This is a genomic window from Enterobacter sp. WCHEn090032 (genome assembly GCF_003986875.1).
GTDB lineage: Bacteria > Pseudomonadota > Gammaproteobacteria > Enterobacterales > Enterobacteriaceae > Enterobacter > Enterobacter sichuanensis.
On record NZ_RXRN01000030.1, the window covers coordinates 43,223 to 53,553 of the forward strand.

Annotated in this window: 3 protein-coding genes; all 3 read right to left on the minus strand. The window is 58.1% G+C overall.

Annotation, left to right across the window (positions count from 1 at the left end; genetic code table 11):
* Nucleotides 1–107: 107 nt before the first annotated feature.
* On the minus strand, nt 108–1,013 hold the full coding sequence (locus EKN83_RS19730) for an OmpA family protein (RefSeq protein WP_126801534.1): 906 nt from the start codon (nt 1,011–1,013) through the stop codon (nt 108–110).
* Between the two features lie 44 nt (nt 1,014–1,057).
* On the minus strand, nt 1,058–6,742 hold the full coding sequence (locus tag EKN83_RS19735) for an Ig-like domain-containing protein (RefSeq protein WP_126801535.1): 5,685 nt from the start codon (nt 6,740–6,742) through the stop codon (nt 1,058–1,060).
* 84 nt (nt 6,743–6,826) lie between these two features.
* Nucleotides 6,827–10,331: Ig-like domain-containing protein (locus tag EKN83_RS19740; protein ID WP_126801536.1), on the minus strand; the 3,505-nt coding region annotated here is incomplete at its 5' end.

Sequence of the window (10,331 nt, forward strand, 5' to 3'; positions counted from 1 at the left end):
GGACCTGCTTATTTTTTGACACGAAAAAGGAAGGGGTAGGAAAATGCTTTCCGTAAAGCAGGCCGGGTAAGCGAAGCGTCACCCGGCATAAACAGATGAAAAATAAACTACTTTTGTGCTGGCGCACTTACATCCTGACCACCGCTGACACGCACTACCACACGACGGTTAGGCGCATTGCAGGCAATCAGGGCTTTTTTATCGGATGCCGCGCAGTCGTTCACCACAGGCTCATCGCTGCCCACGCTGGAAGCGGTCATCAGGCGCGCCGGGAGACCGTTTTCTGCCAGCATGGTGCGGACGGTCTGGGCACGCTTCAGACCAAGGGCATAGTTGCTGCGATCGCTGCCAATGGCGTCCGTGTGGCCGATAACCTGGATCTGCTTCAGTTCAACGTTTTCACGTCTGATCGTCGCCACCAGATCTTTCACCGCCTGATGACCCTGAGCGGAAACACCTTTCACGCCAGACTGACCAAAGCGGAACATCACATCCCCGGAGAGGGTGTAATCCTTGTACTGTGGCGCAAGATTCTTACAGGCTTCGACGCTGGAGGCACGGGACAGCACGTGGATCTGCTCGCGCAGCCCCACAAGATCCTTTTCCGCCTGCTCGCGGGTCCGCGCTTCCGGCACGGCATTCATCGTGTGGTTGACGCGCACGAAGTAGGTCTGACCGCCGCTCATCTCGACGTTGTAGCCCTGCTCTTTGCCGCGATACTGTGGCGCATCATTCTGGTACGCGCCCAGATTGTGCTTGCCCGGCGCCAGACAGAAAACGGTATAGCCGCCCGGCAGCAGGGCGTCGTGGAATTCATTATCGACATAAATATGCGCTGCGCCGCCTGCGGTATTGCTGGCGTCACGGTAGTAAACCACCTGGGTTTGCGTCTGGCCGACAGGCGCAACGGGCTGATACGTCTTACCAAAGTTTTCCGCCGCCAGTGCCGGGTGAATGATCAATGCGGAGGAGGTAAACAGCGCCGCGAATAAAGAGGTCTTGAAAAAAGTCATAAATCCTCCACGGGCCCCCTCTCAGGGGCCCGGAAAAGTTTTAGTTAGTGATTATTCACGTTGACGGTGACGCCGGTCTGTACCAGCAGCTCCACGTCATGGTTTTCCATGTGGTACACCTGGTATTCCACACCGGAGACCTTGACGTTACCTGCGTTGGTCCAGTTACCCGGATCGCTGTTGTCAGGCAGCAGTTCGTTCAGGTTCACCACATCGCCTTTATTCCCCTGCACCATCAACTGCTTGTTGCCATCAGCAATGAACAGGTCTTTTTCAGCGTGGGTCAGCACGTCGTGCAGACTGATATTCAGCTTGTCCTGCTTGCTGTTGGTCAGATCGATGGTCTTGTGCTGGAGGTTATCCAGATTGATCTCACGATCGTTCAGCGTACTGACAAGATGGTTATTATCGTCATGCTGCTCTTCGGTGTTCATCATCATGCTTCTGGAAGCAGAGCGTGAGGTGTTAACCGTCCAGCGAACGTCATCAATCAGGTACTGATCGGTGTTGGTCGTGTTACCACCACCCGACAGACCACTGCTGGCACCGCGTCCCATATTGAACACAATATCACCAATCTCGCGTCCCGCTGGTGCGGTGGCGGAGAATGTGGCATTTCCTGAAGGCAGATATCCGGAGGTAATCACCTTTCCAGCGGTATCGTAGACAACGTAAGTTGACTTCACGACACTCGATTGAATGGCATCATTCGCACCAGAAATCTTCATGCTTACCGCATTCACACCATCGAAATGCATGGTCATATTGCCAAATGGCGCTAATGCACGGCCGCCGTAGGCATCTGTATGCGTCATCGCCCCGCCGTATCCAGGATAGTAGTTGTCGTTCAACGTAAATTTCAGGCCATTTTTTGACGTATATGTTCCTTTATTCATTGTTTCAATCGGATAAGAATCGAAATTCTCAAATCCGCTCGTTTTCGGCGACACAATCGTCAGACTACGTGACACACCCGCACTCTTGTTACCCGCCTGGTCAATCGAGAACACGCTAAAGGTATGGTTACCCAGCGGCAACGCTGGTGGCGTAAAGCTCCAGTTGCCGTTGGTGGCGACGGTGCTGTACGTTACGCCATTCACGGCGATATAGACCGTGCTGCCTGCCTCTGCCGTACCGTTTAACGTTGGTGTGCTGTCATCCGTTTTCCCCAGGTTCGCTACGTTACCCGTTTCATTTCCGACGTTATCCATCACGCTGGTAATGGTCGGTGCGGCGTTAACCGTATCGACAACCACATAATGCTGGTTGCCCAGTGCACTGGTGTTACCCGCCAGATCGGTCTGTTTGGCGCGGAAATACCATGTGCCATCCTGCAGCGCCTTCGGAATTTCCAGGCTCCAGGTGCCATCGGCTTTGGCGGTGGTGGTGTAAACGAGGTTGTTGTTACTCCAGCCCTGGTTACCCAGCGCCAGCACAATCTCAATCTTAGCGCCCGCTTCCGCACCGTTACCTGTAATGGTTGGACGGTTGTCATTGGTACGTTCACCATCCACCAGGTTACCGACTTTACCGCCCGCTACGTTATCCGAGATAACCGTTACGGTTGGTGCAGCCACTGCGGTATCGACCACAACATAATGTTGATTGCCCAGAGCACTGGTGTTACCCGCCAGGTCGGTCTGTTTGGCACGGAAGTACCAGGTTCCGTCCTGCAATGCGTTAGGAATTTCGATGCTCCAGGTGCCATCGGCTTTGGCGGTGGTGGTGTACACGAGGTTGTTGTTACTCCAGCCCTGGTTACCCAGCGCCAGCACAATCTCAATCTTAGCGCCCGCTTCCGCACCATTACCTGTAATGGTTGGACGGTTGTCGTTCGTACGCTCGCCGTCAACCAGGTTACCGACTTTACCGCCCGCCACGTTATCAGAGATAACGGTGACGTTTGGCGCGGCCACCACGGTATCCACGGTGATCGCGAAGTTCGTCGAGTTCACCGAACGGTTTCCGGCTTTATCAATTGAATAAGCCTGGAAGTTATACGTCTGGTTATAGTTGGTCGTGACCGGGAATGACCATTGTCCATTCGTACCTGCCGTGGTCGAACCATACACCGCGCCGTTGGCCGGGTTGGTGATATACACCACGCTGCCCGCTTCCGCCGTGCCGCGTAAATCCAGCGTTCTGTCGTTGGTAACGCCGCCGTTACCCACCAAACCGTTATACACACCACCCTGAACATCATCCCAGGAACCGGTGATCACCGGCGCGGCATTGACCGTATCCACGTTCAGTGAGTAGGTCGCCGATTTTGCGGAGACGTTGCCCAGGTCGTCCTTGGCGATGGTGTAGAACATGTGCGGACGGCCTTCAGCGGTATTCGCGACCGCACGCTCCCAGCTCCATTTACCGTCCGGACCGGCTTTAACCGTATCCAGCACCGCGTCGTTATACGCGTTGTAGATGTAGACGATGCTGTTCGCTTCCGCCGTCCCGCGCAGCTCCATATTTGCGTCGTTGGTCAGCCCACCGTTCGGTACCAGTGCTTTATAGATACCGCCTTCCACGTCATCGTACGCGCCGAGAATAACCGGCGTGGTCGATTTCGTGTCCACTTCCAGACCGTAGTGGTTGGACTCACCGGAGACGTTCCCTGCCTTGTCCTGCGCCCTCACGTAGAAGTCGTGTTTTGCATCGGACAGTACTGGCGAGGTCCATTTCCATTCGCCGTTCGTGTCGGCATAGACCGAGGCAATCGGCTCTTTGCTGTCCGGGCCATAGATTTTCACCAGGCTGCCTTTCTCAGCGGTACCGCGCAGCTCCGGCGTCGCGTCGCGTGAACGGCTACCGTCGACAATCAGCGTACCCGTATCGTCATACATGCCCTTGATCGTTGGCGCATCCGGTGCCTGCGTATCAATGGTGATATTCCACGGTGCCGTTGAGGCACTCTTCACGCCGGTCGGGCTCTGGAATACCGCCGTCAGGGACAGCTCAGTGCCGTTGTTCTGCTGCGGCAGGGTAAAGTTCCAGGTGTTCGCTGGCCCTACGGTGACAGAGTCAATCAGTCGGGTGCCGTCGTAAATAAAGACCACATCCCCCGCCACGCCCTTACCATACAGGGTCGGGGTGGTGTCATCGGTCACCGCCGGGTTGGCCAGGTCGCCCTGCACCAGACCTACGTCATCCGCGATGCGATCCAGCGAACCGGTCGGCACGCGGGTATCCAGCGTCAGCTCAAACGGTGCGGTTTGCGCACTCTCACCTGCGCCTGCATCTTCGCTGGCGGTGATCTTATAGGTCGCATCAACCGTCAGCGCCGGGCTGATGGTGTACTGCCATTCACCGGTCACGGCGTCAGCACGTACGCTGTCGACAAATTTGCCATCAACATACACCTTCACCAGGGCGCCAGCCGTCGCACGGCCCACCACGGTTGGGGTCGTGTCATCGGTATGGCTACCGCTGCCCAGGTTGCCGGTAAAGTCACCCTGATCGTCCACCACGTGGCTGATGGACACGCCGTTGTGGCTGGTGTCCACAATAAAGTGGATAGGGTCAGAAGACGGACCGACGTTCCCCGCTTTATCTTCAATCGCGACTTTCCAGGTGTAGTCGCCGTCCGCCAGCGCCGGCGCCGGGGTGTAGCTCCAGTGACCTTTTTCGTCTACCGGCACGCGCACGGTAGTGCCGTTACCCAGATCGATAATCGCGGTGCCGTTCGCTTCACCCTTACCACGGTAGGTTGGGGTGTTGTCATCGGTGGTGTCGCCATTAGCAATGAGGCCCGGCGTGCCGAAGTCGTCCCACAGCTCAATGTCCGTAGGTGCCAGCGGATCGACGGAGTCCACAATAATGACCCACTCACCGGTTTCCGGGCCGCGGTTACCTGTCACATCTTCTGCCACCGCGCGGAAGCGGTGCTCGCCCTGCGCCAGATCGGCATCAAAATCAATGGTCCAGCGGCCGCCCTTCACCACGGCGCTGCCGATCGGGTTCGGGTTTGTACCATCGTACAGATAGACCGTAGTGCCATCCTGCGCGGTACCGGTAATGGTTGGGCGCGCGTCGTTGGTGATGCCGCCGTTCTGTACTGTCCCCACATGTGCGTCAACGTCGTCGATCACGTCCGTGATGGCCGGTGCCGTCGGAATACCGCCCGCCAGCAGATCAAACGAGAAGGTGTCAGACGGCTCGGAGCGCAGCCCCGCTTTGTCCTGAGCCACCACGCTCACGTCGTAATGACCGTTCGCCAGGCCCAGCGTCGGTGTCCAGGTCCAGATACCGGTCGCGGCGTCGGCGGTCACCGAGTCAACGGTTTTGCCGTTGATGATGATGTACACCAGGCTGCCCTTCTCGGCGGTACCGGTGAAGTCCGGGGTGCTGTCGTCCGTGATACCGCCGTTTGCGATATTGCCGGTCTGCTGACCTGCATCGTCATACACGGTATCAATTGTCGGTTTCGCCGGTGGCTGCGTGTCCACGATAAAGCCGATCGGATCGGACGGATCGCTGGCGTTACCTGCCGGATCGCTGATCACCACCACGGCCTGATGCTCACCGTCTTTCAGTGGGTTTTCCGGGGTCACTTCCCATTTACCGTCGTCGCCCACGGTAGCCGTACCGACCACTTCATCGTCAACAATCAGCTCAACGGTATCGCCAGGCACGGCGCCTTCGCCGCTGAATACCGGCTGCGTGTCGTCGGTGGTGTCGCCGTTGTGAATCGGGCCAACAACCGGGCCCTGGTCGTCTTCCACATCACCAATGATCGGTTTGTTCGGCGCTTCGGTATCAATCACCAGCTTCCACGGCGCAGTCGGTGCGCTTTCCACCCCCGTTGGGCCACGGAAGACCACGCTGACGTCCAGCGCAGTGCCGTTCTTCTGTTCAGGCAGGGTATATTCCCAGCTGCCATCAGGGCGAACGGTGACAGAATCAATAATGTCGCTGCCGTTGCGCACGAACACGGTATCACCCGGACGGCCGGTACCGTGCAGGGTTGGAGTGGTGTCATCGGTCACACCCGGGTTCGCCACATCGCCCTGATAACGGCCTTCGTTATCTTCGATGCGATCGAAGGTGCCCGTCGGCACAACGGTGTCGATGGTCAGCAGGAACGGACGCGTCGGCGCAGGGATCTCACCCGGGCCGCTATACTCACCCGCGGTAATTTCATAAGTCTTACCCGATTCCAGTGCCGGTTTGATTTCGATGGCCCACTCGCCAGTTACCGGATCAGCGGTCTTCGAGCCAACAGGTTCGCCATCAACGTACAGGGTGACCAGCGAGCCAGGCGTTGCCGTGCCCACGATAACCGGGTTCACGTCATCGGTGCTGCTGCCGCTTGCCAGCGGGTTGGTCAGCGGACCGGTGTTGTCTTCAGCGTGGCTGATGGAAACCGCGTTACCCACCGTATCAATGGTGAAGCTGATGGGCGCGGTAGAAGGCCCCCGGTTGCCCTGCGCGTCTTCCAGGGAAACAGACCAGGTATAATTGCCGTCAGCCAGCGCTGGTGCTGGCGTCCAGCTCCAGGTGCCTGCTGCGGTTACCGGTACGCGAACGCTCTGACCGCCACCGAGGTCGATCACCGCCGTCATGCCCGGCTCACCCTTACCGCTGAAGGTTGGGGTGTTATCTTCACTCGGATCACCGTTGTGAATTTCGCGCGGGAACTGGTAGTCGTTCCACAGTAAAACGTCCGTTGGCAGCGGCGGCAGAGCGGTGATGTTGGGTTCGGTATTGTTAGTAGAAGCAATGGTCTTTTTCATAAAATTTTCCAAATAAATTCTGTTTATGTTCTGGTCTAAAACTCTGGAGGTTCCGGCGAAGGAACCTCCCTTTCCTGGTATCAATTAATGGTTCTGTAGCGTGACCGTCACTCCCATCTGAACGAGGATCTCGGTGTTCAGGCTATCCATCTGGTAAGACTGATACTCCACTCCTCCAACATTCACCGTCCCGCCATCGGTCCAGTTACCCGGGTCCATACCGTTCGGCAGCAGGTCGCTCAGGTTCACCACGTCGCCCGCGTCGCCCTTCACCATCATTTGGTTGAAGTCGTTGTCGTGGAACAGGTTCTGCGTGGCGTTTTCCAGCACATCCCCCGCGCTCAGCGTCAGGGTGTTGTTACCTGTTCCCGTAATGTCGAACACTTCCACTGACTGAACAGGGTGCGTCAGCGCGCTCAGGTCGAGGTGCTGATCCGCCCCCAGCAGCTTCAGCGTGTCGGTCCCTTCTCCGCCCTGAATCACCGTATTGGTCAGGCTGGCCACGTCCGCAACCTGATACAGGTTGTCCGCCGCGTCGCCGTACCAGACATCGCCCTGGTTATCCGCCAGGAATTCGCCAGGCGTTACTGTTTTCGCCGTTCCGCTCACCACCAGGTTATCGATGCTGAAACCAAAGCCAGAGCTGCTCGCCAGTTCCTCGTGATGGATCTCCATCCGGTAAACCGGGGTATCATCCGGGCTGGTGAACGACACCGGGACGTTACGGTTGCCGATGAAGGCGTTCACCGGCTGAGAGCTAATCACATCGCCGTTGACGTCGTAGAACGTCACCACCGTCGACGGACCGGCAAAGCGCGGGTTGAACACGAAATCGATCGTTTTAGCGCCATACTGGAAGTCAACAAACATGCTGGCTGCCATCCCGGTATCCGTAGAAGTGCTGTACAGATACAGGCTGTTGGTGCTGCCCGTGCCAATGACCTGTCTGTCGAACTCATAATCCGCCGTGCCGGTATCTGGCGTGTGGGAGAAACGCATCCCGTGCACCCATGCGCCTGCATTAATGTCCGCGAACTCCGTATCGTCTTCGAAGCTGTTGGTGCTGGTGAACGCGCTGGTGCGGTAGCTGGAGCTGTTACCCGCCGCGTCAACAATCGCCGCGCCGACCGGAATATCGGTGTAGCCACCCGCAGGCATGGTCAAAGTCACGTTGCCGTTGGCGATGTCTGTCGCCGTCAGCGTATGGGTGACGGTAATGTCGCCACTCTTCACCAGCACGGTGTCGCCCTCAACAATCCCGCTGCCCGGCAGCGTTACCGTCACGTCGTTACCGCTGCGCACCACGTCGGTCGGTTCATCCGGCGCTACCTGATCCAGCACCACTTTCTGGGAGGATTCGGTATAGTTCCCGGCGGCATCGACCACGCGGGTCAGCACCGTCCAGTCCGCGCTGTGTGCCTGCCCGTCAACAAACGCCCATTTGTCGCCGTCAACCATCGCTTCAAGCCAGGTTTTCCCGCCGTCAGTAGAGACCAGCACCTTGCCGCCCGCTTCCAGCGGCGCGGAGAGATAGCCGCTGACCAGACCACCGGCCTGACCATTGTTAGTAATAAAGTCGCTGCCGCTGACGCCGGAGTCATGGGTCATCGCATCCACCACCGCGCTGCCTACCGGGGCTTCGGTATCAATGGTGATTTTCCACTCCGCGGACGGCGCACTTCTCACGCCGGTCGGGCTCTGGAATACCGTCGTCAGGGACAGCTCCGTGCCGTTGTTCTGTGCCGGCAGGGTGTAGTTCCATGACCCGTCCGGACCAACGGTCACGGTATGCAGCAGCGTGGTACCGTTGTAAATAAAGACGGTATCGCCCGCGACGCCGGTCCCGTGCAGAGTTGGCGTGGTGTCATCGGTCACGGCCGGGTTGGCCAGATCGCCCTGCACCAGGCCGACGTCATCGGAAACGCTATCAAACGAGCCAACCGGTACGCGGGTGTCCAGCGTCAGTTCAAACGGCGCGGTCTGGGCGCTGTCACCGGTGCCGGTATTTTCACTGGCGGTGATCTGGTACGTTCCGTCAGCGGTCAGCGCCGGGTTGAAGGTGTATTTCCACTCACCGGTCGTCGGGTTGGCGATCACGCTGTCGACAAACTTACCGTCCAGGTAGACTTTGACCTCGGCACCAGGCGTCGCGCGGCCCACAACGGTCGGTGTCGTGTCATCGGTATGGCTGCCGCTGGCCAGATTGCCTTTCAGCGCGCCTTCATCATCTTCCACGTGGCTAATAGAGACGCCGTTGTGGCTGGTATCGACGATAAAGTGGATAGGGTCGGACTCTGGGCCCATGTTCCCCGCTTTGTCTTCAATCGAGACTTTCCAGGTGTAGTCACCGTCCGCCAGCGCAGGCGCCGGGGTGTAGCTCCAGTTACCGCTGCCATCAATCGGCACGCGCACCGTGGTGCCGTTACCCAGATCGATGATCGCGGTACCGTCAGGCTCGCCCTTGCCGCGGTAGGTCGGGGTGTTGTCATCGGTGGTGTCGTTATTGGCGATAATGCCTGGCGTACCGAAGTCGTCCCACAGTTCAATATCCGTGGCCGCCAGCGGTTTAACAGAATCGACAATAATCACCCACTCGCCGGTTTCCGGGCTGCGGTTGCCAACGGCATTTTCCGCGACCGCGCGGAAGCGGTGCTCGCCCTGCGCCAGCGGCGTGTCGAAATCAATAGTCCAGGTGCCATCCTTGACCACAGCGCTACCGATCGGCAGCGGATTCGTGCCGTCGTACAGGTAAACCGTGGTCCCGTCCTGACCGGTACCGGTGATGGTCGGTTTGTCATCGTTCGTGATACCGCCCTGCTGTACGGTGCCGGTGTAGGCATCTACATCGTCAATCACATCGGTAATGGCTGGCGCAGTCGGCACGCCGCCTGCGACCAGATCGAACGAGAACGCGTCAGACGGCTCAGAGCGCAGCCCGGCCTTGTCTTCAGCAATCACGCGCACATCGTAGTGGCCGTTGGTCAGCGCCGGAGACGGTGTCCAGGTCCATTTACCGGTTGGATCGGCGGTAACGGAATCCACTTCTTTACCGTTGACAATGATGCGCACCACGCTGTTTTTCTCAGCGGTACCGGTAAAGTCCGGAGTGCTGTCATCGGTGATATCACCGCTCGTCAGGTTGCCCGTTTTCAGCCCCGCATTATCAAACACGCTATCAATCGTCGGTTTTACCGGCGGCGTGGTATCAACGATGAAGCCGATCGGATCGGACGGATCGCTGACGTTACCGACCGGATCAACGATCACGACAACCGCTTCATGATCCCCTTCTGGCAGCGGTTTCTCAGGCGTGACTTCCCATTTGCCGTCATCGCCGACAATCGCGGTACCTACCACTTCATCGTCAATAATCAGGCGCACGGTGTCGCCTGGCGTACCGTTGTCGCCACTGAATACCGGCTGGGTGTCGTCGGTGGTGTCCCCGTTGTGAATCGGGCCGGAAACCGGGCCGACGTCATCCTCAACGTCACCAATGACAGGTTTGACTGGTGCTTCCAGATCGACGATAAATTTAAAGTCATCAGACGGTTCGCCCGCATGGCCTGCCGGATCGGTGATCACCACCTTC